This is a genomic window from Variovorax sp. 20P10.2.4 (assembly GCF_058244205.1).
On sequence record NZ_JBZAYE010000047.1, the window covers coordinates 1 to 24,097 of the forward strand.

At 67.2% G+C, this 24,097-nt stretch carries 24 protein-coding genes; 11 read left to right on the top strand and 13 right to left on the bottom strand.

Annotated elements, in window-relative coordinates; genetic code table 11:
* On the bottom strand, positions 1 to 2,072 hold a 2,072-nt coding region (locus AC27VN_RS07260; RefSeq protein WP_490876107.1), incomplete at its 3' end, for a sodium-translocating pyrophosphatase.
* Between the two features lie 264 nt (positions 2,073 to 2,336).
* On the opposite strand from AC27VN_RS07260, the gene ppa reads away from it, so the two are divergent.
* Positions 2,337 to 2,864 carry an inorganic diphosphatase gene (gene ppa, locus AC27VN_RS07265; RefSeq protein ID WP_093341396.1) on the top strand — a complete coding sequence of 176 codons (528 nt, stop codon included), beginning with the start codon at positions 2,337 to 2,339 and terminating at the stop codon, positions 2,862 to 2,864.
* Positions 2,865 to 2,895: 31 nt separating this feature from the next.
* On the opposite strand, the gene AC27VN_RS07270 is transcribed toward ppa, so the two are convergent.
* The 3 genes from AC27VN_RS07270 to AC27VN_RS07280 all read right to left on the bottom strand — a co-directional run bounded on the left by AC27VN_RS07270 (position 2,896) and on the right by AC27VN_RS07280 (position 5,689).
* Entirely contained in the window at positions 2,896 to 3,564 is a 669-nt protein-coding gene (locus AC27VN_RS07270) for a lysozyme inhibitor LprI family protein (RefSeq protein WP_490876108.1), read from the bottom strand.
* Between the two features lie 121 nt (positions 3,565 to 3,685).
* A complete protein-coding gene (locus AC27VN_RS07275; protein ID WP_490876109.1) occupies positions 3,686 to 4,438 on the bottom strand; it encodes a hypothetical protein in 753 nt (250 codons plus the stop codon).
* An 84-nt stretch (positions 4,439 to 4,522) separates the two neighbouring features.
* Positions 4,523 to 5,689 (bottom strand): GNAT family N-acetyltransferase, encoded by a 1,167-nt coding sequence (locus AC27VN_RS07280; RefSeq protein ID WP_490876110.1) that lies wholly within the window; start codon positions 5,687 to 5,689, stop codon positions 4,523 to 4,525.
* Positions 5,690 to 5,708: 19 nt separating this feature from the next.
* On the opposite strand from AC27VN_RS07280, the gene AC27VN_RS07285 reads away from it, so the two are divergent.
* Together AC27VN_RS07285 and AC27VN_RS07290 are read left to right on the top strand one after the other, a co-directional pair.
* Entirely contained in the window at positions 5,709 to 7,400 is a 1,692-nt protein-coding gene (locus AC27VN_RS07285) for an NAD+ synthase (RefSeq protein WP_490876111.1), read from the top strand.
* Positions 7,397 to 7,735, top strand: coding sequence for a P-II family nitrogen regulator (locus AC27VN_RS07290; RefSeq protein WP_013540975.1), 339 nt, complete (start codon positions 7,397 to 7,399; stop codon positions 7,733 to 7,735). Before AC27VN_RS07285 ends, AC27VN_RS07290 begins: the two co-directional genes overlap by 4 nt.
* Before the next feature lie 45 nt (positions 7,736 to 7,780).
* On the opposite strand, the gene AC27VN_RS07295 is transcribed toward AC27VN_RS07290, so the two are convergent.
* From AC27VN_RS07295 to AC27VN_RS07320, 6 genes are all read right to left on the bottom strand, one after another.
* On the bottom strand, positions 7,781 to 8,371 hold the full coding sequence (locus tag AC27VN_RS07295) for an LOG family protein (RefSeq protein WP_490876112.1): 591 nt from the start codon (positions 8,369 to 8,371) through the stop codon (positions 7,781 to 7,783).
* A gap of 31 nt (positions 8,372 to 8,402) precedes the next feature.
* Entirely contained in the window at positions 8,403 to 8,810 is a 408-nt protein-coding gene (locus AC27VN_RS07300) for a diacylglycerol kinase (RefSeq protein WP_057592491.1), read from the bottom strand.
* The gene (locus AC27VN_RS07305; RefSeq protein WP_490876113.1) at positions 8,807 to 9,385 is read right to left on the bottom strand and encodes an RDD family protein; all 579 of its coding nucleotides are present in this window, start codon (positions 9,383 to 9,385) and stop codon (positions 8,807 to 8,809) included. Before AC27VN_RS07305 ends, AC27VN_RS07300 begins: the two co-directional genes overlap by 4 nt.
* 12 nt (positions 9,386 to 9,397) lie before the next feature.
* On the bottom strand, positions 9,398 to 10,246 hold the full coding sequence (locus AC27VN_RS07310; RefSeq protein WP_490876114.1) for a DUF3106 domain-containing protein: 849 nt from the start codon (positions 10,244 to 10,246) through the stop codon (positions 9,398 to 9,400).
* A gap of 198 nt (positions 10,247 to 10,444) precedes the next feature.
* Positions 10,445 to 10,876 carry a DUF3619 family protein gene (locus AC27VN_RS07315; RefSeq protein ID WP_490876115.1) on the bottom strand — a complete coding sequence of 144 codons (432 nt, stop codon included), beginning with the start codon at positions 10,874 to 10,876 and terminating at the stop codon, positions 10,445 to 10,447.
* Positions 10,873 to 11,439: an RNA polymerase sigma factor gene (locus tag AC27VN_RS07320; protein ID WP_208511881.1), complete on the bottom strand. Its 567-nt coding sequence runs from the start codon at positions 11,437 to 11,439 to the stop codon at positions 10,873 to 10,875. The genes AC27VN_RS07315 and AC27VN_RS07320 overlap by 4 nt, the downstream gene beginning before the upstream one ends.
* Before the next feature lie 296 nt (positions 11,440 to 11,735).
* On the opposite strand from AC27VN_RS07320, the gene AC27VN_RS07325 reads away from it, so the two are divergent.
* The 7 genes from AC27VN_RS07325 (at position 11,736) to AC27VN_RS07355 (ending at position 21,146) form a co-directional block, all read left to right on the top strand.
* On the top strand, positions 11,736 to 13,520 hold the full coding sequence (locus AC27VN_RS07325) for an acetolactate synthase 3 catalytic subunit (RefSeq protein ID WP_093341410.1): 1,785 nt from the start codon (positions 11,736 to 11,738) through the stop codon (positions 13,518 to 13,520).
* A gap of 141 nt (positions 13,521 to 13,661) precedes the next feature.
* Positions 13,662 to 14,153 (top strand): acetolactate synthase small subunit, encoded by a 492-nt coding sequence (gene ilvN / locus AC27VN_RS07330; RefSeq protein WP_012747479.1) that lies wholly within the window; start codon positions 13,662 to 13,664, stop codon positions 14,151 to 14,153.
* A 146-nt stretch (positions 14,154 to 14,299) separates the two neighbouring features.
* Positions 14,300 to 15,316, top strand: a complete 1,017-nt coding sequence (gene ilvC / locus AC27VN_RS07335) for a ketol-acid reductoisomerase (RefSeq protein ID WP_093341411.1) — start codon at positions 14,300 to 14,302, stop codon at positions 15,314 to 15,316.
* A 184-nt stretch (positions 15,317 to 15,500) separates the two neighbouring features.
* Positions 15,501 to 16,325: a CDP-diacylglycerol--serine O-phosphatidyltransferase gene (pssA, locus tag AC27VN_RS07340; protein ID WP_057592484.1), complete on the top strand. Its 825-nt coding sequence runs from the start codon at positions 15,501 to 15,503 to the stop codon at positions 16,323 to 16,325.
* A gap of 223 nt (positions 16,326 to 16,548) precedes the next feature.
* Entirely contained in the window at positions 16,549 to 18,255 is a 1,707-nt protein-coding gene (gene leuA, locus AC27VN_RS07345) for a 2-isopropylmalate synthase (RefSeq protein ID WP_431512566.1), read from the top strand.
* A 50-nt stretch (positions 18,256 to 18,305) separates the two neighbouring features.
* Positions 18,306 to 19,844: a 2-isopropylmalate synthase gene (locus tag AC27VN_RS07350; protein ID WP_296789231.1), complete on the top strand. Its 1,539-nt coding sequence runs from the start codon at positions 18,306 to 18,308 to the stop codon at positions 19,842 to 19,844.
* A gap of 117 nt (positions 19,845 to 19,961) precedes the next feature.
* Positions 19,962 to 21,146: a serine hydrolase gene (locus AC27VN_RS07355; protein ID WP_398501458.1), complete on the top strand. Its 1,185-nt coding sequence runs from the start codon at positions 19,962 to 19,964 to the stop codon at positions 21,144 to 21,146.
* A 112-nt stretch (positions 21,147 to 21,258) separates the two neighbouring features.
* On the opposite strand, the gene AC27VN_RS07360 is transcribed toward AC27VN_RS07355, so the two are convergent.
* Genes AC27VN_RS07360 through aat form a run of 3 tightly spaced genes read right to left on the bottom strand, consistent with a single transcriptional unit; the run spans position 21,259 to position 23,642 of the window.
* Positions 21,259 to 22,110, bottom strand: a complete 852-nt coding sequence (locus AC27VN_RS07360) for an IclR family transcriptional regulator (RefSeq protein WP_093341417.1) — start codon at positions 22,108 to 22,110, stop codon at positions 21,259 to 21,261.
* Positions 22,111 to 22,140: 30 nt separating this feature from the next.
* On the bottom strand, positions 22,141 to 22,890 hold the full coding sequence (locus AC27VN_RS07365) for an arginyltransferase (protein ID WP_208511885.1): 750 nt from the start codon (positions 22,888 to 22,890) through the stop codon (positions 22,141 to 22,143).
* On the bottom strand, positions 22,887 to 23,642 hold the full coding sequence (gene aat, locus AC27VN_RS07370) for a leucyl/phenylalanyl-tRNA--protein transferase (RefSeq protein ID WP_208511886.1): 756 nt from the start codon (positions 23,640 to 23,642) through the stop codon (positions 22,887 to 22,889). Before aat ends, AC27VN_RS07365 begins: the two co-directional genes overlap by 4 nt.
* Positions 23,643 to 23,879: 237 nt before the next feature.
* Between aat and AC27VN_RS07375 the strand changes: the two genes are divergently transcribed.
* On the top strand, positions 23,880 to 24,097 hold a 218-nt coding region (locus AC27VN_RS07375; protein WP_490876116.1), incomplete at its 3' end, for a hypothetical protein.

The window sequence follows — 24,097 nt, forward strand, 5'->3', positions numbered from 1 at the left end:
GCATCGCCGGCATGGAACTTCACCACCAGCGGCACGATGAGCAGTGCCACGATGTTGATGATCTTGATCAGCGGGTTCACGGCCGGGCCGGCCGTGTCCTTGTAGGGATCGCCCACGGTGTCGCCGGTGACGGCGGCCTTGTGCGTCTCGCTGCCCTTGCCGCCGAAGTGGCCGTCCTCGATGTACTTCTTGGCGTTGTCCCAGGCACCGCCGCCGGTGCACATGGAGATGGCGACGAACAGGCCCGTGACGATGGTGCCCATCAGCAGGCCGCCCAGGGCCTTCGGTCCGAGCAGCAGGCCGACCACGATCGGCACCAGCACCGGCAGCAGCGAGGGGATCATCATCTCCTTGATGGCCGCGCCGGTCAGCATGCTCACGGCCTTGCCGTACTCGGGCTTGGCGGTGCCTTCCATGATGCCGGGGATGTCGCGGAACTGCCGGCGCACTTCCTCGACCACCGAGCCCGCCGCGCGGCCCACGGCTTCCATCGCCATCGCGCCGAACAGGTAGGGGATCAGGCCGCCGATGAACAGGCCGACGATCACCATCGGGTCGCTGAGGTTGAACGTGATGTTCAGCCCGAAGCTCTCGAGCTTGTGCGTGTAGTCGGCGAACAGCACCAGCGCCGCGAGGCCGGCCGAGCCGATGGCGTAGCCCTTGGTCACGGCCTTGGTGGTGTTGCCCACCGCATCCAGCGGGTCGGTGATGTCGCGCACGCTCGCGGGCAGCTCGCTCATCTCGGCGATGCCGCCGGCGTTGTCGGTGATGGGGCCGTAGGCGTCCAGCGCCACCACGATGCCGGCCATGCTGAGCATGGAGGTCGCGGCCACCGCGATGCCGAACAGGCCGGCCAGCGCGTACGAGGCCAGGATGGCGATGCACACGAAGATCACGGGCCAGGCCGTCGAGCGCATCGACACGCCGAGGCCCGCGATGATGTTGGTGCCGTGGCCCGTGGTCGAGGCCTGCGCGATGTGCTGCACCGGCTTGTACTGCGTGCCCGTGTAGTACTCGGTGATCCACACCAGCGCCGCCGTCAGCGCCAGGCCCACGAAGCAGGCGCCGAACAGCTTGAGCTGGCTGCCGCTGGCCGCGATCGCGTTGTCGGGGATGAGCCAGCTGGTGACGAACCAGAACGCGATCAGCGACAGGATGCCCGCCACCGCCAGGCCCTTGTAGAGGGCCGGCATCACGTTGGTCATGCCCGGCGAGGCCTTGACGAAGAAGCAGCCGATGATCGACGCGATGATCGACACGCCACCCAGCGCCAGCGGATAGAGCACCGCGTTGACCGGCGCCGCCGTGACCATCAGCGCGCCGAGCACCATGGTGGCGATCAGCGTCACCGCGTAGGTCTCGAACAGGTCGGCCGCCATGCCGGCGCAGTCGCCGACGTTGTCGCCCACGTTGTCGGCGATCACCGCGGGGTTGCGCGGATCGTCCTCGGGGATGCCGGCCTCGACCTTGCCCACCAGGTCGGCGCCGACATCGGCGCCCTTGGTGAAGATGCCGCCGCCCAGCCGCGCGAAGATCGAGATCAGCGAGGAGCCGAAGGCGAAGCCGATCAGCGGATTGAGCAGCGCCGCCAGCGCATGGTTGCCGCTCGGCAGGCCCCTGGAGGCCAGGAACCAGTAGAAGATCGACACGCCCAGCAGGCCCAGCCCGACCACCAGCATGCCGGTGATGGCGCCGCCGCGGAAGGCCACGTCGAGCGCCGGCCCGATGCCTTGGGTGGCGGCCTGCGCGGTGCGCACGTTGGCGCGCACCGAGACGTTCATGCCGATGAAGCCGCAGGCGCCCGAGAGCACCGCGCCGACCACGAAGCCGACCGCGGTCGTGAGGTCGAGGAACAGGGCGATCAGGATCGCGAGCACCACGCCCACGATGGCGATGGTGCGGTACTGCTTGGCCAGGTAGGCCGCCGCGCCCTGCTGGATCGCCGCCGCGATCTCCTGCATGCGCGCGTTGCCCGCGTCCTTGGCGAGGATCCAACTTCGGGCCCAGATGCCGTAGGCCACGGCCACGAGGCCGCAGACGATGGCGAGGATGAGGGGGGTGTTGCCATTCATGCGTTGCTTCTCCATTCGTTCGTTGTGACGTGGAGACGGAAAACGCGAGGATCCGTTGCGTGCAACGCGCGGGAGTCGAGATTTCCGCCGCGTTGCTTCCTCGAAGCTCGCTGCATCCCGGGGAGCCGGGGTGCGGAGCCGATTGGCCAACGGCTGCAATTTACAGGCAAAAACGAAATCGCGTGCGACGGGTCCGTGACTCGGAAAGTAAACTTCGGGTTTGTCCGCATCCCCCTCATACTTTTCAACTACTCGAAAAACGTCATGTCCTTCGACAAAGTCTCCCCCGGCAAGAACGTCCCCGATGCCTTCAACGTCGTGATCGAAATCCCGATGAATGCCGACCCGATCAAGTACGAGGTCGACAAGGAGTCGGGCGCGATCTTCGTCGACCGCTTCATGACCACGGCCATGTACTACCCGGCCAACTACGGCTACGTGCCGCAGACGCTGTCGGGTGACGGCGACCCGGTCGACGTGCTGGTGATCGCGCCGTACCCGCTGCTGCCGGGCGTGGTCGTGCCCTGCCGCCCGCTGGGCATCCTGATGATGGAAGACGAAGCCGGCGTGGACGGCAAGGTGCTGGCCGTGCCGACCGACAAGGTGCTGCCGATCTACAGCCACTGGAAATCGGTGGACGACGTGAACCCGATGCGCCTGAAGGCCATCAGCCACTTCTTCGAGCACTACAAGGACCTCGAGGCCGGCAAGTGGGTCAAGGTGCTGGGCTGGGAAGGCATCGACGCCGCCCGCAAGGAAATCCTCGACGGTATCGCCGCCTACAAGAAGTGATCGGGCGGGGGCGTGTCGGTCGCCCGGGCAGTCACTCCTGCTCGAACGGCGACCGGCGCGCATCGCGCACGAAGGTGCCGGCCGTCGACGGGCTCGCGCATTCCGCGGCGCCCGCGGGCGTGTCGGTCACCACGATGCGGTCGGCGCTGAATTGCAGGGTGCGGGTGCAACGCCCGCCGAACGGCACCACCAGCCGCTGCCGCTCGTCGAGCCGGCCACCGCCCTGCAGCAGCATGTTGCCGCGCGCATCGGGGCAGACGTAGAGCTCGATGTCGAGCGCGCCGTCGTTCGACGGCGTCACGTCCAGGAAACGCCCGTCCTTCGGACAGCGGCCCTCCACGTAGCGGCCGGTCCAGTGCAGCAGCGGCTCCACCAGGTAGCGGATGCGCCGCTCGTAGTCTTCCCGCAGGCATTTCACGTCGGCCTTGCAGTGCCGGTTGCGCACCGCGAGCCAGTCGCGCTGGTCGCGCTTCAGGTAGGTGGCCCATTGGCCCGCATCGGGTATCGCGAGCTGCTTGCGATAGAGCTCGGCCATGCTCTCGTCCTGCAGCGAGAGCGCGGGCGTGGCGCAGATGGTCTTCTCGGTGGGGTTCGAGGCCTTGGCGCAGTCGAAGCTGGCGGCATGGGCCGGGACGCAGGCGAGGGCCGCGAGGCCCAGGGCCAGCGCCCACGGGAAGAGGGGGCGGATCGATGCGGGCATGCGTTGCTCTCCTGCGCGCCGGGCGCGCGCGATGGCCGCATGCTCGTTCCCGCGCCGGCCGCTGTCGATCTGCCGAACGGCAGGGCCGGCTATGCCCTTGGTCGGGGCCTCGGGCTCGGCCTCAGCCGCGGGCCGCGTCGCCGGCCAGCCGCATCCACTCGCGGTTGACCGAGCGGGCGTGCGAGTTCCAGTGGCGCGCGGCCTGCTGGAGCTCGTCCCACTGGCGCTGCGCGGCGGCGCTGTCGCCCTGCTGCGCGAGCCAGGCCACGTAGCGCGCACGCGCCTCGACGGTGTTGTAGAGGCTCAGGGTCGATTCGAAGGCCTGGCGCGCCTCGTCGTTGCGGCCCTCGGCGGCCAGGGCGCGGGCCACCAGCAGCGCGACCTCGTCCTTGCGGTAGTCGTCGCGGGTCGAGCGCAGGCTTTGCAGCGCCTGCATCGCTTCGTTGCCCGCGCCGGGACCGTCCGCGGCCAGCAGCGCGCTCGCGAGGCCGAACTGCAGCTCGGGATCGGAGGCCAGCGGGCCCTTGAGCGCGTCGCGGTAGTGCCCGACCGCCTCGCCGGCCTGGCCGCGGTCGAGCGCGGCCTTGGCGAGGCGCAGCTTGTTCTGTGCCGTGGGCGCGAGGTCGTAGGCCTGCTCGGCCGCGCGGTATTCGCGCTCGGGATCGATGAAGCCGATGGCCGCGCTCGCGACCTTGCCCGCGGTGCGCTGCATGCGCGAGGCGGGCAGGTACTCGACCACGAAGTAGACGATGCTGCCCAGCAGCGGAAAGCTGAACAGGATCAGGAGCCAGTACATCTGCTTGCCGTGGCGCATCGCGTGCACCGCGAAGAACAGCGCGATCAGGATGTGCAGACCCAGGCCGACGAATGGCATGACTTTTCCCCTTGTTGTTGGCGATCTGCCGGGGTTTATAGCAGCCGTGTTTGGCCGTGGCCTGACGCGAACCCGCCGTTGCGCTCAGGCGGCCTTGAACGGGCTGCGTTCGCCCAGGTGGTCCATGTAGTTCTCGATGCCTTCGCCCTCGCGCTCGAGGAAGCGCTCGACCGCATCGGCGAAGGCCGGATGCGCGAGCCAGTGGGCGCTGGTGGTCTTCACGGGCATCAGGGCTCGCGCCATCTTGTGCTCGCCCTGCGCGCCGCCCTCGAAGCGCTGCACGCCGTGCGCGATGCACCAGGCCAGCGGCTGGTAGTAGCAGGCCTCGAAGTGCAGGCAGTTGACGCGTTCGACCGCGCCCCAGTAGCGGCCGTAGGCCACGAGCGGGCTGCCGGTGCTCTCGTCGGTGGCCAGCGCGATCAGGCTGGCGGCGATCGGCTTGCCTTCGCGCTCGGCGATGAACAGCAGCCAGGCCTCGGGCAGCGTGTCGGCCATGCGATGGAAGAAGTCGCGCGTGAGGTAGGGCGGGTTGCCGTGCTCGCGGTAGGTGCGTGCGTAGCAGCGGTAGAAGAAGTCCCAGTCGGCGCGCGAGATGTCGGCCCCGCGCGACCAGCGGAAGCGCACGCCGGCATCGGCGACCTTGCGGCGCTCCTGGCGGATCTTCTTGCGCTTGTCGTGCGCGAGGCTCGCGAGGAAAGCCTCGAAGTCCGCGTAGCCGGGCGCCGGGTTCTGCCAATGGAACTGCACCGTGTGCCGCAGCATCAGCCCGGCCTCGGTGCAGGCCTCGATGTCGGCCTCGGCACCGAACAGCAGGTGCAGCGATGAGAGCTCGCTCTCCTTGCACCAGGCCACCAGCGCCTGGGCCAGCAGCGCGCGCCCGGCCGCGTCGCGCGCGAGCAGCCGCGCGCCGGGCACGGGCGTGAACGGCACCGCGACCGTCGCCTTCGGGTAGTAGGCCAGGCCGTGCTGCTGGTAGGCGTTGGCCCAGGCCCAGTCGAACACGTACTCGCCATAGGAATGGTCCTTGACGTAGACCGGGCAGGCGGCCTCGAGCGTTTCGCCGCGCCAGAGGGTGAAGAACTGGGCCGTCCAGCCGCTCTCGGGCGTGGCGCTGCCGCTCTCGTGCAGCGCGGCCAGGTACTCGTGGCGCACGAAAGGCGAGGGTTCGGCCTGCGCGGCGAGCAGCGCGTTCCAGGCCTGCGGGTTCACGTCCGACGGCGACGCGACAACCCGAATGACATAATCGTTCAAGCCTGTTTCTTCCTTCCGTATGACGCTCAAGCTCGCCATCGCGCAACTCAATTTCGTGGTGGGCGATCTCCCCGGCAATGCCCGAAAAATCGTGGCGGCCGCGCGCGAGGCCCATGCCCAGGGCGCTCGCCTTCTGCTGACGCCCGAACTCTCGATCGCCGGCTATGCGGCCGAGGACCTGTTCCTGCGGCCCGCCTTCACCGAAGCTTGCGATGATGCCGTGAAAGGCATCGCCGCCGCTCTGGCCGACCTCAAAGACATGGTCGTGGTGGTGGGGCATCCGAGCGGCGGCAGCCTGCGCGGGCGCTCCGTGTCGGTGCAACTGCGCCACAACGCGGCCAGCGTGCTCAAGGAAGGCCGCATCCTCCAGACCTACGCCAAGCGCGAGCTGCCCAACTACCAGGTGTTCGACGAGCGCCGCTACTTCGCGCCGGGGCAGGGCACCTGCGTGTTCGAGGCCGGCGGCGTGTCGGTGGGCCTGCTGATCTGCGAGGACGCCTGGTTCGACGCGCCGGCCGAGCTGGCGCGTGCCGCCGGCGCCGAGGTGCTGGCCGTCATCAATGCCTCGCCCTACCACGTGGGCAAGGAGGGCGAGCGCGTGGCGCGCATGGCCGATCGCGCGCGCGCCGTGGGGCTGCCGCTGGTCTATGCCCACCTCGTGGGCGGGCAGGACGAGGTGGTGTTCGACGGCGCCTCCTTCGCGCTGCAGGCCGACGGCGCGCTCGCCATGCAGGCGCCGGGCTTCGAGGAGAAGCTGGTGCTGGCCGAGCTCGAGCGTGCACCGTCGCAGGGCGTGCGCTTCCTGCCCGAGCCCATCGCCGCGCCGCGCGACGCCGAGGCCCAGCTCTGGGATGCGCTGGTGCTCGGCGTGCGCGACTACGTCGGCAAGAACGGTTTTCCGGGCGCGATCCTCGGGCTGTCGGGCGGCATCGATTCGGCGCTGGTGCTCGCGATCGCGGTCGATGCGCTCGGCAAGGACAAGGTGCGCGCGGTGATGATGCCCTCGCCCTACACGGCCGACATCAGCTGGATCGACGCGCGCGACATGGCGGGGCGCCTGGGCGTGCGCTACGACGAGATCTCGATCCGGCACACCTTCGAGTCGTTCAAGGCGGCGCTGGCCCCCGATTTCGCGGGCCGGCCCGAGGACACGGCCGAAGAGAACATCCAGGCCCGCATCCGCGGCACGTTGCTGATGGGGTTGTCGAACAAGTTCGGCTCGATCGTTCTCACCACGGGCAACAAGAGCGAGATGGCCACCGGCTACTGCACGCTCTACGGCGACATGGCGGGCGGCTTCGCGGTCATCAAGGACCTGCTGAAGACGACCGTGTTCGCGCTCGCGCGATGGCGCAATGCCCACGATCCCTACGGCACCGGCGCCGAGCCGATTCCCGAGCGCATCATCACGCGGCCCCCGAGCGCCGAGCTGCGGCCTGACCAGACCGACCAGGACAGCCTGCCGCCCTACGACATCCTCGACGCGATCCTGGCACGCTACATGCAGGACGACGAGGGCATCGACGAGATCATCGCCGCGGGCTACGACCGCGCGGTGGTCGAGCGGGTGGCACGGCTCATCAAGATCAACGAATACAAGCGGCGCCAGGCGCCGGTAGGCATCCGGGTGACGCACCGCAGTTTTGGCAAGGATTGGCGTTACCCTATCACCAGCAAATTCAACGAAACCGCCGGAGCACGCAAACCATGAAGCAGATCACCGCCATCGTCAAACCCTTCAAGCTCGAGGACGTACGCGAGGCCCTGGCCGAAGTGGGCGTCACCGGACTCACCGTGACCGAGGTCAAGGGCTTCGGCCGCCAGAAGGGCCACACCGAGCTGTACCGCGGCGCCGAGTACGTGGTCGACTTCCTGCCGAAGATGAAGGTCGAGGTCGTCGTTAACGAGGGCGACGTCGAGCGCTGCATCGAGGCCATCGTGAACTCGGCGCGCACCGGCAAGATCGGCGACGGCAAGATCTTCGTCACGGCCGTCGAGCGCATCGTGCGCATCCGCACCGGCGAAGAAAACGAGAACGCGGTCTAAGCTGAGCCGCGGGGGCCGGCGCTCGCCGGCCTTTCACAAAGAGGTTCAGAGGTTCTCGGCCAGCCGGTCGTCGCGCGGATGGCGCGGCACCTCGGCACGCAACGCCGCGAGCAGCGGCTCGGCTTCGGTGCCGGTGCGCACCAGGCTCATCTGCCAGTCTCCCATCAGGCCGTCGCGCACGCTTTGGTCGAGGAAGTCGAGCAGCTTGTCGTAGTAGCCGGCGCTGTTGAGGATGCCGACCGGCTTGTCGTGGTAGCCGAGCTGGCGCCAGGTCCAGATCTCGAACAGTTCCTCGAAGGTGCCGATGCCGCCGGCCATGGCCAGGAAGGCGTCGGCGCGCTCGCCCATCATCGCCTTGCGCTCGTGCATGGTGTCGACCACGTGCAGCTCGTCGCACAGTGGGTTGGCCAGTTCCTTGTCGACCAGTGCCTTGGGGATGATGCCGACCACGCGTCCGCCCGCGGCGCGCGTGGCCTCGGCCACCGTGCCCATCAGGCCGGTGCGGCCGCCGCCGTAGACCAGCTGGCCGCGCTGCTGGCCGATCCAGCGGCCGACCGCCGCGGCGGCTTCTGTGAACTCGGGACGCTCGCCGGGGCGCGAGCCGCAATACACGCAAATCGAAAATTCAGGGGTCATCCCCCGATCATGCCTCGCGTGGCGGGCCCGCTCATGACACGAAGCGTGTCCACAGGGCGGCGGCCCAGATGCAGGTGCACAGCGAGAGCGACAGCAGCACCGCGGCGCTGCCCATGTCCTTGGCGCGCTTGGAGAGGTCGTGCCATTCGGGGCCGATGCGGTCGATGGCCGCTTCCACCGCCGTGTTGAGCAACTCGACGATCATCACCAGCACCGCGCTGCCCGCGAGCAGGGCGATCTCGACCCAGCTGCGGCCGAGCCAGAAGGCGGCGGGGATCATGACCATCGACAGGATGGCCTCCTGCCGGAAGGCCGGCTCGCCCCAGCCGGCACGCAGGCCGTGCAGCGAGATCAGCGTGGCGTGCCAGACGCGATCGAAGCCCTTGCGGGCCTTCTGCGGATTGACGGCGGGATCGGGAAGTTCGGGCAGGGCGCTCATCGGCGGCTCATGGGCTTGGAGGTAATGAGCCGGGTGCCGGCCCAGGCGTCATGCCAGAACTGGCGTTGCGGATGGAAGCGTGCCAGCAGGGCCCAGATGGCCACCCAGCCGAAGACGAGCACCGTGACTTCGGGGCCCGACAGCTTGAAGGGCGCGACGGCGGCGAGCGGCGGCAGGAACCAGATCCAGCTCAGCAGGTAGCGCGCGAGCGCGCGGCGCTGGCTGACCGGGTGGCCGTGCGTGTCGACGATGCGGATGTTCCAGGTCTTCATCGCCAGCGTCTGGCCCTTGGCCCAGAACCAGACGAAATAGACGCCGAACACCACGAAGAGGAAGCCCTGGAACAGGTGGCGCCGCGAATCCATGGCGTCGCGCATCTGGCCCAGCGTGCTGAAGAGCCAGCCCGAAACGAACACCACCGCGAACAGCAGCATGCCTTCGTAGAGCCAGCAGGCCATGCGGCGCCAGAGTCCCGGAACCGGGCCCTGTGCCGTGGAAGAAGAAACGTCAGACGCAGGAGGGACGAGCGAAGCAGGCGAATCCGACTCCGAAACCTCGGAAGAGCTGGAAACCATCGAGACCTTGGGTCAGGGGGCGGCCGAGGGTTGCTCGAGCGTGCGCCCCGCAGAAGTGGAAGACGGTGTGGAGGATACCGAAGTCGACGGGCCGGACGATGAAGAGTACGGAGACGGCACCTGGGCTTCGGCCGGCACCGGCTGGGGCGTGAAGGTAGCGGGGGCCGCGGCCGAGGGCGTCACCGGGGCGACGGTGGCCGCAGCCGTGCCGGAGGATGCGGCCGGCGGGGTCGTGACGACGGCCGCGGCAGGCACGATGGCCGGCGTCGCGGGCGCCATCGGCGGCGCGAGCTGGATGCGAGGTGTGTGCTGCCCGGGCGGCGTGACCGTGGGCACGGCCACGAGCTTCTGGGACGACACCGGCCGCACCGGGATGGCTGCCCCCTTGGGCTTGGCCGGCGCACGCTCGGCGAGCTTGCGCTTTTCCTCTTCGCTCAGCGCCTGGTACTGCTCCCACTTGGCCTTGCGCTCGTCGGCCGGCACGCGCTTGACCTCGGCGAAGTTCAGGCGCGCCTGGACGCGCTGCTGGTTGCTGAGCGCGGCCCACTCGATCATGCGGCTGCGCAGCGTGATCTGGTCCTCGGCCGGCAGCGAGGCGTAGTTGCGCGACAGCGCGAGCCACTTGCGCTTCTGGCCGACGTTGAGCGTGTTCCAGTGCGGCGCCAGCGGCTGCAGAGCCTGTTGCTGCTCGGCGGTGAGCTCGGCCCACAGCGGCTTGGTGAGGGTGGGCTGCTTGGCGGCGGCGGACGCGGCCATGGTGCCGGTCGGCGCGGCCTTGGGCGTCTCCGCGCGAACGGCTTCCGAGCGAACGGGCGTGGTCTGCGCGGCCGCGATCGTCAGTCCCAGTGCCGCGGCGGCCACGGTGCCAGCCCCGGCGAGACGAGCCGCCACGCCTTGCGACCACGAGCGCGAGGAGCGGGGCGAAATCGCGGGGGGCAGGGTGCGGCGTGGCATTCGGATGATCGGTCGGATGGAGGCTTCGGACAGGCGGGAAGGTCTAGGCGGCAGACGGGAGCGGCGAAGCCGGGCGCGGGGCTGGGAGGGCGGTTGAGGCCCTCGTCAGTCGGAGGCGCCGTCGGACTTGAGGAACTGCGCGAAGCCCGGGTCGGTGTAGGCCGCCGGCGGCAGGTCGCCGGTGAGCAACGCGGAATCGACCTCGGCCAGCTCGCTGGCGCGGTCCTCGTCCTGCATCACGCTGATGGTGACCAGGCCGGCCACCAGGGCCACGAGCGGCACCACGGTGCCGATGCGCGTCCACCAGCCCCAGCCACCACCGCCACCCAACGCGGCGGTGTTGCCCGCCTGCACCACGGCGGGCGCGGCGCGCAGCTGCGGGGCCTGCTTGCGCTGGGCCACGGCTTGCGCGCGCGCCACGCGCAGGCGTTCGCCGATATCGTGCGGCAACGCCTGGTTGCCGGCGGACAGGCGCGCGGCCACGCGTTGACCGAATTCGTTTTCGGCGACAGAAGAAATAGGAACCTTAGTATTCATAGCGAAATTCCCTTGGCTTTGAGCGCCTTGCTCAGAGCGTGGACGGCGCGCGAGCAGTGGGTTTTGACGCTGCCCTCGGAGCAGCCCATTGCGGCGGCCGTCTCTGCGACGTCCATTTCTTCCCAGTAACGCATCAGGAAAGCCTCGCGTTGACGGCCCGGCAATGCCGCGATCTGTTCTTCGATCTCATGCAGGACCTGTGCCCGGCGCGTGGTGTCCTCGGCGCTCTCGGTTTCTCTGGAGTCGGTCGGCGAGGCGAAGTTCTCGAGCAGGTCGAAATCGCCGTCGTCGTCGGTGGCCTCGAAATCGCTGAGGTTCGAGAACAGGGCGCGGCGGGTCTTCTGGCGGCGGAACCAGTCGAGCGTGCAGTTCGACAGGATGCGCTGGAACAGCATCGGCAACTCGGCGGCCGGCTTGTCGCCGTAGTGCTGGGCCAGCTTCATCATGCTGTCCTGCACGATGTCGAGCGCCGCTTCCTCGTCTCGCACGTGATAGACCGACCGCTTGAAAGCGCGGCGTTCGACGCTTTTCAGGAAATCGGAGAGTTCTTGTTCGGTGGCCAAGCGTGAGAGGGGCGCCGGGCGCCGCGTGGGAATGGATGTCGGGCGGGAATGCCTCGTTGTTGGCCGCGAATTATGCCCGCCGCTCCTGACGAATCGTGTTGCGGGGCGATACGGGCTCGGCGGAACGCCGCGTCGGTGTCATAATCGCGGTCGCAAGTCAAAAGGCAAACGGGTCACGGTCCGGCGGAACAATCAGTCCGCTCATGGCTTTGGCCTCAAGTCCTGGCGCGGCCCCACAAGGGTTGGCAAGGGGCACCCAAGGTTTTTCGTTCCCGAAAAAACTCCAAAGGTTGATCATGGAAATCTCGAAGGCGGAACTCGCTTCCGCAGCAGCCGCGTCCTCCGGCGCCGGCAATCACACGCAAGAACTCATGGGCGCCGAAGTGCTGGTCAAGGCACTGCAGGCCGAAGGCGTCCAGTACATCTGGGGCTACCCCGGTGGCGCGGTTCTCTACATCTACGACGCGTTCTACAAGCAGGACACCATCCAGCACGTGCTGGTGCGCCACGAGCAGGCGGCGGTCCATGCGGCCGACGGCTATGCGCGCGCCACCGGCGAGGTGGGCGTGGCGCTGGTCACCTCGGGCCCCGGCCTGACGAACGCGGTCACGGGCATCGCGACGGCCTACATGGACTCGATCCCGATGGTGATCATCTCGGGCCAGGTCCCCACGGCGGCGATCGGCCTGGATGCCTTCCAGGAATGCGACACCGTCGGCATCACGCGCCCGATCGTCAAGCACAACTTCCTCGTCAAGGATCCGAAGGACCTGGCGATGACGATGAAGAAGGCCTTCCATATCGCACGCAGCGGCCGTCCGGGCCCGGTGGTGGTGGACGTGCCCAAGGACGTCTCGTTCAAGAAGGTGGCCTATGCCGGCTATCCCGAGAAGATCGAGATGCGCTCGTACAACCCGGTGCGCAAGGGCCACGGCGGCCAGATCCGCAAGGCGCTGCAGCTGCTGCTCAACGCCAAGCGCCCCTACATCTACACCGGCGGCGGCGTGCTGCTGGGCAATGCCACCAACGAGCTGCGCACGCTGGTCGACATGCTCGGCTACCCGGTCACCAACACGCTGATGGGCCTGGGCGCCTATCCGGCGAGCGACCGCAAGTTTCTCGGCATGCTGGGCATGCACGGCACCATCGAAGCCAACAACGCGATGCAGAACTGCGACGTGCTGCTGGCCGTGGGCGCGCGCTTCGACGACCGCGTGATCGGCAACCCCAAGCACTTCGCGCAGAACGAACGCAAGATCATCCACGTCGACATCGACCCGTCGAGCATCTCCAAGCGCGTGAAGGTCGACATCCCGATCGTGGGCGACGTCAAGGACGTGCTCACCGAGCTGATCTCGATGATCCGCGAGAGCACGACCAAGCCCGATGCCGGCGCGCTCGCCAACTGGTGGACCACCATCGAAGGCTGGCGCTCGCGCGACTGCCTCAAGTACGACCGTGGCAACAAGGACGTGATCAAGCCGCAGTTCGTCGTCGAGACGCTGTGGAACATGACCAAGGACGCCGATGCGTACATCACGTCCGACGTCGGCCAGCACCAGATGTGGGCCGCGCAGTACTACCGCTTCGACGAGCCGCGCCGCTGGATCAACTCCGGCGGCCTGGGCACCATGGGTGTGGGCATTCCCTACGCCATGGGCATCAAGCTCGCGAAGCCGGAGTCGGAAGTCTTCACCATCACGGGCGAAGGCTCGGTGCAGATGTGCATCCAGGAGCTGTCGACCTGCCTGCAGTACAACACGCCGATCAAGATCTGCTCGCTGAACAACCGCTACCTGGGCATGGTGCGCCAGTGGCAGGAGATCGAGTACTCCGGCCGCTACAGCCACAGCTACATGGATGCGCTGCCCAACTTCGTGAAGCTCGCCGAGGCCTATGGCCACGTCGGCATGCTGATCGAGCGTCCGCAGGACGTGGAGCCCGCGCTGCGCGAGGCACGCAAGCTCAAGGACCGCACAGTGTTCATGGATTTCCGTACCGACCCCACCGAGAACGTGTTCCCGATGGTCAAGGCCGGAATGGGCATCACCGAGATGCTGCTGGGGTCCGAGGATCTCTGATCCCTCGGCCTGTTTTCGACCGTTCGTTCTCAACCTTTCACTGACGAATCTATTGCCCGCCGAGCCCGCGCATTACCGTGCGCGGGGGAGGGCGGCGAAAGCGAAAGCTTCCGCGCTGGCGAAAAGAGGAGTCACGCACACATGAAACACATCATTGCCGTTCTGCTGGAAAACGAGCCCGGTGCTCTTTCCCGCGTGGTGGGCCTGTTCTCGGCCCGTGGCTACAACATCGAGTCGCTGACCGTCGCGCCCACCGAGGATGCGAGCCTGTCGCGCATGACCATCGTCACCGCCGGTTCCGACGACGTGATCGAGCAGATCACCAAGCACCTGAACCGCCTGATCGAGGTGGTCAAGGTGGTCGACCTGACCGAAGGCGCCTACACCGAGCGCGAGCTCATGATGGTGAAGGTGCGCGCGGTCGGCAAGGAGCGCGAGGAGATGATGCGCATGGCCGAGATCTTCCGCGGCCGCATCATCGACGTCACCGACAAGAGCTACACCATCGAGCTCACCGGCGACCATGGCAAGAACGACGCCTTCCTCGAGGCGATCGATCGCAGCGCCATCCTCGAGACCGTGCGCACCGGCGCCAGCGGCATCGGCCGCGGCGAACGCATCCTGCGGGTCTGACCCGATGAAAACGGAGCTCGGTCGCTGCCCGTTCGGGCCGAGCTTGTCGAAGCCCCCGCGCGAGCGGGGACTGCATTGAGCCCTTCGACAGGCTCAGGACGAACGGCACAACACACTGCAACTCGCATATCTATCTGGAGAACATCATGAAGGTTTATTACGACAAGGACGCGGACCTGAGCCTGATCAAGGGCAAGACGGTGGCCATCATCGGCTACGGCTCGCAAGGCCACGCGCACGCGCAGAACCTCAACGACAGCGGCGTCAAGGTCGTGGTCGGCCTGCGCAAGGGCGGCGCTTCGTGGGACAAGGTCGGCAAGGCCGGCCTGCAGGTCGCCGAAGTGGCCGATGCCGTGAAGTCCGCCGACGTCGTCATGATCCTGCTGCCCGACGAGCAGATCGCTAACGTCTACAAGAACGACGTGGCGCCGAACATCAAGGAAGGCGCCTCGCTGGTCTTCGCGCACGGCTTCAACGTGCACTATGGCTTCGTGCAGCCGCGCGCCGACCTCGACGTGTGGATGGTCGCTCCCAAGGCCCCGGGCCACACCGTGCGCAGCACCTACACCCAAGGCGGCGGCGTGCCCCACCTCGTGGCCGTGCACCAGGACAAGACCGGCAAGGCGCGTGACCTCGCGCTGAGCTACGCCACCGCCAACGGCGGCGGCAAGGCCGGCATCATCGAGACCAACTTCCGCGAAGAAACCGAGACCGACCTGTTCGGCGAACAAGCGGTTCTGTGCGGCGGCACGGTCGAGCTGATCAAGGCCGGTTTCGAAACGCTGGTGGAAGCCGGCTACGCGCCCGAAATGGCGTACTTCGAATGCCTGCACGAACTGAAGCTGATCGTCGACCTGATCTATGAAGGCGGCATCGCCAACATGAACTACTCGATCTCGAACAACGCCGAATACGGCGAGTACGTCACGGGCCCGCGCATCGTGACCGACGAGACCAAGAAGATCATGAAGCAGGTGCTCAAGGACATCCAGACCGGCGAATACGCCAAGAGCTTCGTGCTCGAAGCCGCTGCCGGCCAGCCCACGCTGATCAGCCGCCGTCGCCTGGGTGCAGAGCACCAGATCGAAGTCGTCGGCGAAAAGCTGCGCGCGATGATGCCCTGGATCAAGAAGAACAAGCTGGTCGACCAGACCCGCAACTGATCTCCAGGCGAGCAGGGCGCTCCGGCGCCCGATTCCCCCCAAGGGCCACCCTCGCGGTGGCCCTTTTGCTTGGAGGGGAGGGCGTGCCCCTGAACTACACTCCCGGGGATGCGATCCAGTGACCGAATTGCTATCGAAGAGATAGCTGAACCGACAATGCCCATGAGGGACGGAGACCTATCCAATGCATGACGACACCGTCCCCGACGAGGTCCAACCGCGCAAGCGGCGAAAGGGCATCTACGTCCTGCCGAACCTGTTCACGCTGGCCGCGCTGTTCGGCGGCTTCTATTCGGTCGTGATGGCGATGAACGCGCGCTTCGACCTCGCCGCGCTGGGCGTCTTCGCGGCCATGGTGCTCGACAGCCTCGATGGCCGCGTGGCGCGCATGACCAACACGCAGAGCGCGTTCGGTGAGCAGATGGACTCGCTGTCCGACATGGTCTCGTTCGGCGCCGCGCCCGCGCTGATCGCCTACGAGTGGTCGCTCAAGGGCCTGGGCCGCTGGGGCTGGATCGCGGCCTTCGTCTATTGCGCCTGCGCGGCGCTGCGGCTCGCGCGCTTCAACGTCAACACCGGCGTGGTCGACAAGCGCTGGTTCCAGGGCCTGCCGTCGCCCGCGGCGGCGGCGCTGGTGGCCGGCTTCATCTGGCTCATGACCGAATGGGGCAAGCGCGGTGGCGAGGTGCTCTACCTCTCGTGGACGCAGATCACCTGGATCACCTTCGCCTTCACGCTCTATGCGGGCCTCACGATGGTGACCAACGCGCCGTTCTACAGCTTCAAGGACGTGCAGATGAAGAAGAGCGTGCCCTTCGCCGTGATCGTGCTGATCGCGCTCGGCATCGCGGTCATCAACATCCATCCGCCGACGGTGCTGTTCGGCCTGTTCGTGGTCTACGGCCTGAGCGGCTACGTGGTCTATGCATGGCGCAAGGCCAAGGGGCAGCAGACTAGCGTGATCAGCACCTCGACCGAGGAACCCGACGAGCGCGGTTTGCACAACTGAGACAGGCATTGCGGCACCGTCTTCACAAAGTCTCGAAGCCTGTGCTAAATTCGCAACCCTCATGACGAAGATGATTTCGCTGCTGGCCCTACTAGCTCTCCCTCACGGGCGGAGACGGTAGCGCACGCGCAAATCCATCACCACGGCCCGTTCGCACCAGCAACGGGCCGTTTGTTTTTGGGGTTGCTGGTTGATCACCAACCATCACAGCAGAGAAATCGACATGTTGAAGCAACCTCAAGCCAAATACCGTGCGTTCGCGCCCATCGGTCTCAAGGACCGCACCTGGCCCGACGCCGTGCTGACCAAGGCGCCGATCTGGCTGTCGACCGATCTGCGTGACGGCAACCAGGCCCTGGTCGAGCCGATGGACATCACGCGCAAGATGCGCATGTTCGAGACCCTCGTGGCCATCGGCTTCAAGGAGATCGAGGTCGGCTTTCCCTCCGCGTCGCAGGTCGAGTTCGACTTCGTGCGCAAGCTCATCGAGGAAGACCGCATTCCCGACGACGTGACGATCCAGGTGCTGACGCAGGCGCGCGACCACCTGATCGCCCGCACCTTCGAGGCCTTGCAGGGCGCGCCGCGCGCCATCGTCCATCTCTACAACGCCGTGGCGCCCGTGATGCGCCGCGTGGTGCTCGGCATGGACGAGGACGGCATCGTCGAGCTCGCCGCCTCGCATGCGCGCATGTTCAACGAGATGGCCGCGAAGCAGCCCAATACGCGCTGGACCTTCCAGTACTCGCCCGAGATGTTCTCGGGCACCGACCTCGCGTTCTCCAAGCGCGTGGTCGACGCGGTCACCGCGGTCTGGGCGCCGACGCCCGAGCGCAAGTGCATCGTCAACCTGCCGTCGACGGTCGAGCATTCCACGCCGAACATCTTTGCCGACATGATCGAGTGGATGCATCGCAACCTCGAACGCCGCGATGCGATCGTGCTCTCGGTGCATCCGCACAACGACCGCGGCACCGGCACCGCCGCCGGCGAGTTCGCGTTGATGGCCGGCGCCGACCGTATCGAAGGCTGCCTGTTCGGCAACGGCGAGCGCACCGGCAACCTCGACCTCGTCAATGTGGCGCTCAACCTCTACACGCAGGGCGTCTCGCCCGAACTCGACTTCTCGAACATCGACGAGATCCGCGCCACGGTCGAGCACTGCAACCAGATTCCCGTGCATCCGCGCCACCCGTACGTGGGCGACCTGGTCTACACCTCGTTCTCGGGCTCGCACCAGGACGCGATCAAGAAGGCCTTCTCCGCGCGCAAGGACGGCGACATCTGGGACATGCCCTACCTCCCGATCGATCCGAAGGACGTCGGCCGCAGCTACGAGGCCGTGATCCGCGTCAACAGCCAGTCGGGCAAGGGCGGCATCGCCTACCTGCTCGAGAGCGAGTACGGCATCGAGATGCCGCGCCGCCTGCAGATGGAATTCAGCCAGACGGTGCAGCGCGTGATGGACGTCGCGGGCAAGGAACTCACGGCAGCGGATCTCTGGCAGCTCTTCGTGCGCGAGTACGGCATCGAGTCGGTGCAGGCGCTCCAGCACCGCGTGCTGCAGGAGGAGGGCAAGGACGGCGCCAACGCCTCGGTGCTTCTGCGCGGCGACCTGGCCTGGAACGGCGAGACCGTGGCCATCGAGGGCCGCGGCAACGGTCCCATCGATGCCTTCACGCACGCGCTGAGCGCCGCGACGGGCCATGCGGTGCGTGTCATCGACTACCACCAGCATGCGATCGGCGCCGGTGCCGACGCCAAGGCCGTGGCCTACCTGGAGCTGCGCGTGGACGAGTCGCGCACGCTGTTCGGCGTGGGCATCGACGAGGACACCATCGCCGCCTCGCTGAAGGCGATCGTCTCGGGCGTGGAGCGCGCCAGGGGCAATGGCGCGCACAGCGCACAATCGGAGACCGCGACCGTCTGAGCCTCGATCCGACCGAAGCGCCAGGTGGCCAGAAACGAAGGAGAACCACGATGACCGACCAACTCATAATTTTCGACACCACCTTGCGCGACGGCGAGCAGTCGCCCGGCGCCTCGATGACGCGCGACGAGAAGTTGCGCATCGCCAAGCAGCTCGAGCGGCTGCGGGTCGACGTCATCGAGGCCGGCTTCCCGGCCAGCTCGAACGGCGACTTCGAGGCGGTCAAGGCGATCGCCAACGCGATCAAGGAATCGACGGTGTGCGGCCTGTCGCGCGCCAACGACCGCGACATCGCGCGCGCCGCCGAGGCGCTGAAGGGCGCGGCGCGCGGCCGCATCCATACCTTCATCGCGACCTCGCCGCTGCACATGGAGAAGAAGCTGCGCATGTCGCCAGACGAGGTGTACGAGCAGGCCCGACTCGCGGTGCGCTTCGCGCGCAACCAGGTGGGCGACGTGGAATTCAGCCCCGAGGACGGCTACCGCAGCGATCCCGACTTCCTGTGCCGCGTGATCGAGACCGTGATCGCCGAGGGCGCGACCACGATCAACGTGCCCGACACCGTGGGCTATGCGATCCCCGAGCTCTACGGCAACTTCATCAAGACGCTGCGCGAGCGCATTCCCAACAGCGACAAGGCGATCTGGTCGGTGCACTGCCACAACGACCTCGGCATGGCGGTGGCGAATTCGCTGGCCGGCGTGAAGATCGGTGGCGCGCGCCAGATCGAGTGCACCATCAACGGCCTCGGCGAGCGCGCGGGCAACTGCTCGCTCGAAGAGGTGGTGATGGCCGTGAAGACCCGCAAGGACTACTTCGGCCTCACGCTGAACATCGACACCCAGCACATCGTGGCCGCGAGCCGCATGGTCAGCCAGACCACCGGCTTCGTGGTGCAGCCCAACAAGGCGGTGGTGGGCGCCAATGCCTTCGCGCATGCCTCGGGCATCCACCAGGACGGCGTGCTCAAGGCGCGCGACACCTACGAGATCATGCGGGCCGAGGACGTGGGCTGGGCCGCCAACAAGATCGTGCTGGGCAAGCTCAGCGGCCGCAACGCCTTCAAGCAGCGGCTGCAGGAGCTGGGCGTGGCCATGGAGAGCGAGGGCGAGATCAACGCCGCCTTCCTGCGCTTCAAGGAGCTGGCCGACCGCAAGTCCGAAATTTTCGACGAGGACATCCTCGCGCTTGTCAGCGCGGAGGAGGGTGCGAACGTTGGCGAACAGTTTGCTTTCGTTTCTCTCGCGCAGCACAGCGAAACCGGTGAACGCCCCCAGGCGAAGATCGTCTTCACCGTCCATGGCAAGGAAGTCACGGGCGAGTCGGACGGCAATGGCCCGGTCGATGCTTCCCTGAAGGCCATCGAGTCGCACGTGAAGAGCGGCGCCGAGATGGTGCTTTACTCGGTCAATGCCATCAGTGGCTCGACGGAAAGCCAGGGAGAAGTTACAGTCCGGTTACAAAACGCAGGGCGGGTGGTCAACGGCGTCGGGGCGGATCCCGACATCGTGGTGGCGTCAGCAAAGGCTTATTTGAGTGCGCTCAACAAGTTACAGAGCCAAGCTGAGAGAGTGGCGGCACAAGGTTAGGTTTTCGGGCGATCCTTGGTATTCGAATGAAGAAAAGGATGCAAGTAGCTGATATTGCGTGCCTTTTTTGATTTCGATACACTGCGGTCCTTATTCCTGCCGCTGGAGATTTTGTACATGCCCGAAGCCCGTCTCCACCGCGTTTCAAGCCTTCGCACCCTCGCCGTCGCGTTCTGCGCGACGGCTTTTTTGTTGTCCGGCGCCCAAGCCGCCAAGAAAGAGAAGGCGGCCCCTGCCAAGACGGCGGCCGTCTCGAAGAAAGCCCGCGGCGCCGCGCCGGTCGAGGTGAAGCGCAATGCCGCGTCGTCCAAGGTCGCCAAGCGTGGTGGCCGTGCCGAGCGCGACGACAAGGCCGACAAGGTGGTCCGTGGTGGCCGCAACGTGGTGGCCACCCTGCAAAAGAAGAACGGCAAGACCGTGGTGGCCGTGCAGCGCCGCTCGGTGGTCCGTGTCGAGGCGCCGCCGCGCCAGTCCTTCGGCCAGATGGCCGGCCTGCACACCACCGACGACGCGCTCGAACTCAAGTCGAGCGTCGCGCTGGTGGTCGACCAGGACACGCACGAGGTGCTGTTCAGCAAGAACGACCACGCCGTGCTGCCGATCGCCTCGCTCACCAAGCTCATGACCGGCCTGCTGATCAGCGAGGCCAAGCTGCCGAACGAAGAGCTCATCACCATCACCCAGGACGACGTCGACACCGAGAAGCGCAGCAGCTCGCGCCTGACGGTCGGCACCACGCTCACGCGCGGCGAACTGTTGCACCTGGCGCTGATGTCGAGCGAGAACCGCGCCGCCCACGCGCTGGGCCGCACCTATCCCGGCGGCCTGAGCACCTTCGTGAGCATCATGAACGCCAAGGCGCGCATGCTCGGCATGAAGGACACGCGCTACGTCGAGCCCACCGGCCTGTCGAGCCGCAACCAGTCGAGCGCACAAGACCTGGCGCTGCTCGTGAACGCCGCCTACGCCGACGCCACCGTGCGTTCGCTGTCCACCTCGCCCGAGTACCAGGTCGAGGTCGGCCGCCGCACCTTGCAGTTCAACACCACCAACCGCCTCGTGAAGAGCCCCGACTGGGACATCGGCGTGCAGAAGACCGGCTACATCTCCGAAGCCGGCCAATGCCTGGTGATGCAGGCCCGGGTCGCGGGCCGCAAGCTGATCATGGTGTTCCTCGATTCGGCCGGCAAGTTCAGCCGCATCGCCGACGCCGAGCGCGTGCGCCGCTGGGTCGAGGCCACGCATGCCGTGCCGGGTTCGCCGGCCGCCTCGCGCGCCGTGACGTATCAGATCGCGGGCTGAGCGAGCCTGCCCAAAGACGAAAGCCGGCGGTTGCCGGCTTTTTTCATGGTGCGGGGGAAGAGCTTCGACCCCTGAGGGTCGCCGCAAGGGCCTGAAACGCGCCCAGGCGCGCTCAAGCCCCCACGGAGGGGGATGGGCCGCCCGGCGACCCCGAAGCGGCCGCCACGGCCCCGGCAGCGGGTGCCACGCCCTGCTTGAAGCCCAGCGCCTCCGAGATTTCGTTCGCCGTTGCCTGAAGCTTGGGCAGCCAGCCTTCGTCGAGCCGGTCGGCCGGCGCCGAGATCGACAGCCCCGCGACCAGCTTGCCCTGGTCGTCGTAGATGCCGGCGGCCATGCAGCGCACGCCCAGCTCCAGTTCTTCGTTGTCGCGCGCGATGCCGTACTGGCGCGCCTTCGACAGCTCGCGCTCGAGCGCCGGCAGCTGCGTGATGCTGTTGCGCGTGTGGCCGGCCAGCCCGGTGCGGGTGGCGTAGCTGCGCACCCGCTGCGGATCGTCCGCGGCCAGGAACAGCTTGCCGGTGGAAGTGAGGTGCAGCGCGGCACGGCCGCCGATGGCGCGCACCACCTGCATGCCCGAGCGCTCGCTGTAGGAGCGCTCGATGTACACGATCTCGTCGCCCTGGCGCATGCTGAGGTTGACCGGCTGCTGCGTGAGCTTGTGCAGTTCGCGCATCGGGCCCAGCGCGGCGTCGCGCACGTTGAGCCGGCCCTTGACGAGGTTGCCGAGCTCCAGCAGGCGCATGCCGAGCCGGTAGCTGCCGGCCTCGGGACGGTCGACGAAGCGGCCGACCGCGAGGTCGTTGAGGATGCGGTGGGTGGTGGAGGGATGAAGCCCCGTCTTTTCGCTGATTTCCTTCAGGGAAATGGCTTCTTCGCGCGAGGCCAGCACGTCGATCAGCGCGAACATGCGTTCGATGACCTGGATGACGGGGGTGGCCGGAATGTCTGAATGGTTTTTTCTCATGGCGCTGTGCGGTGAAGACCGGGCGCCATTTTATCTTGTGAAATCGCTGGCGCGCTGCCAGCGGCCGTCGATCAGCAATTCGTGGGGCGCGAACCGCGCCTTGTAGTTCATCTTCGGGCTGTGTTCGATCCAGTAGCCCAGGTAGACGTGGGGCAGGCCGAGCTTGCGCGCCTGCTCGATCTGCCAGAGCACGCTGTAGGTGCCGTAGGCCATGCCGTCCTCGGGCTCGTAGAAGGTGTAGACGGCCGAGATGCCGTCGTTGAGCACGTCGAGGATCGACACCATCTTGAGCGCGCCCGCGCTGCCGTCGGGCAGGGTCTCGCGGAACTCGACCAGCCGCGAGTTCACGCGGCTCTGCAGCAGGAACTGGGTGTACTGGTCGATGCTGTCGTGGTCCATGCCGCCGCCCGCGTGGCGGCCGTTCTGGTAGCGCAGGTAGAGCTGGTAGTGCTCGGGCACGAAGCACAGCTTGAGCACGCGGGCCTGCAGGTCGGCGTGCTGCTTGGCGGCACGGCGCTGGCTGCGCGAGGGCTTGAAGGCATTGGCCAGCACCCGCAGCGGTACGCAGGCGCGGCAGCCGTCGCAGTACGGGCGGTAGGTGAACATGCCGCTGCGCCGGAAGCCGCTGAGCACCAGGTCCGAGTACGCGTCGTTGTGGATCAGGTGGCTGGGAGTGGCCACCTGCGAGCGGGCCTGGCGGTCCGGCAGGTAGCTGCAGGGATAGGGCGCGGTCGCGTAGAACTGCAGCGTGTGGAGCGGGAGATCCTTGAGGTGCGTCACGTCGGGTGAGAGGGTCGCGCAGACAGGAGTTCGGACCAGTATACGGGCTCGAAACGCCAGGCGGGCCCCGTCGCTTCCCGAGCCCGGGCCACGTGTTCGACGAAGCGCGCGCGCGGCATTTCGTGCGCGCCCAGGCTCGCGAGGTGGGCCGTGTTCTGCTGGCAGTCGATCATTCGCACGCCGAAGCGCCGGCACAGGCACACCAGCGCCGCCAGCGCGGTCTTCGAGGCGTCGGGGCGGCGCGTGAACATCGACTCGCCGAACACCGCGCCGCCGATCGCCACGCAGTACAGGCCGCCCGCGAGTTCGCCGTCGATCCAGGTCTCGACGCTGTGGGCGTGGCCGGCCCGGTGCAATTCGGTATAGGCGGCGACCATGTCCGGCACGATCCAGGTGCCCGACTGGCCCGGGCGGGCCGAGCCCGAGCAGGCCCGGATGACGGCCCCGAAGTCGTGGTCGATGCGGATCTCGCAGCCCGGCGCCTGCGCGAAGCGCGCCAGCGTCTTGCGCAGCGAGCGGTGGAGCCGGAAATCGGCCACCTGCAGCACCATGCGCGGATCGGGGCTCCACCACAGGATCGGCTGGTCCTCGCTGAACCAGGGGAAGACGCAGCGGCCGTAGGCGCGCAAGAGAGTATCGACGTCGAGCGAGCCGCCGGCCGCCAGCAGCCCGGGCACGGGATCGGCGATCCCCCACGCCGTCGAGGGGTCGGGCAGGGCATCGCCGGGTTCGAGCCAGGGCAGTTGTCGCATGGCCATAGGTATACACGGCTTGCGGGGCGCATCTTCGTATCAGAGGCGAAAACCCAACGCCGGCTCCGACGCGGGCCCCTCGGGCATGCCCCTTTCTGGTGCCCTCCCAATGCACTCGTCCAAAGGCGCACACGTTTGCTCCAGCTCACATATAGTGCGGAGCTTCCTTCGAAGAAGCACCCCATGACGGTCTCCGCGCGCCAGCGTTGTGCGCGGGCCCGGTACAAGAGGACCACGTTGACCACAGACCCCAATCCCATGCGTTTCGGCAGCGGCCAGGCCGTGCGCCGGCTCGAAGACCAGAGTCTTCTTTCAGGCGCCGGCCGCTACACGGACGATGTGTCCCTGCCGAGCCAGTCCCACCTGGTCTTCCTGCGTTCTCCCTACCCTCATGCGCGCATCGCCTCGGTCGACGCTTCGGCGGCGCTCGCGTTGCCGGGCGTGCTCGCCGTGAT